Origin of the sequence: Salinarimonas soli, assembly GCF_008386575.1 — a bacterium.
Taxonomy (GTDB): Bacteria; Pseudomonadota; Alphaproteobacteria; order Rhizobiales; family Beijerinckiaceae; genus Salinarimonas_A; species Salinarimonas_A soli.
On record NZ_VUOA01000169.1, the window covers coordinates 1 to 324 of the forward strand.

Sequence of the window (324 nt, forward strand, 5' to 3'; positions counted from 1 at the left end):
TTTGTTTGTTAGCAACACGAGTTTTGTGGCTGGGCTTAGGCAGGATCTTACGGTCTCCAACAAAGACTACATGTTTACCACTGAACTTCTTTTCGAGCTCACGGACAAGCCTGATCTGGATCTTCTGAAAGGCCTTCAGTTTAGGCATCGGCACATAGATGATGATCGACTTCTTATTGTGTAGTTCAATTTCTTTAGCTTTTGTAATGTAAAGCTCCCGAAGTTGGGCTTTGAGGTCGGAGTTGGTTTCGAGTTCGACCAGCGCCTGCGAGATCGAGGTCTCGAAGGAATCCGCCTCAGCACCGCTCGCTTTGATGATCTTCG

General features: G+C 47.2%; 1 protein-coding gene. It reads right to left on the minus strand.

The features are described from left to right. On the minus strand, positions 1 to 324 hold a 324-nt coding region (locus tag F0L46_RS27760), incomplete at both ends, for an eS7 family ribosomal protein (RefSeq protein WP_149822416.1).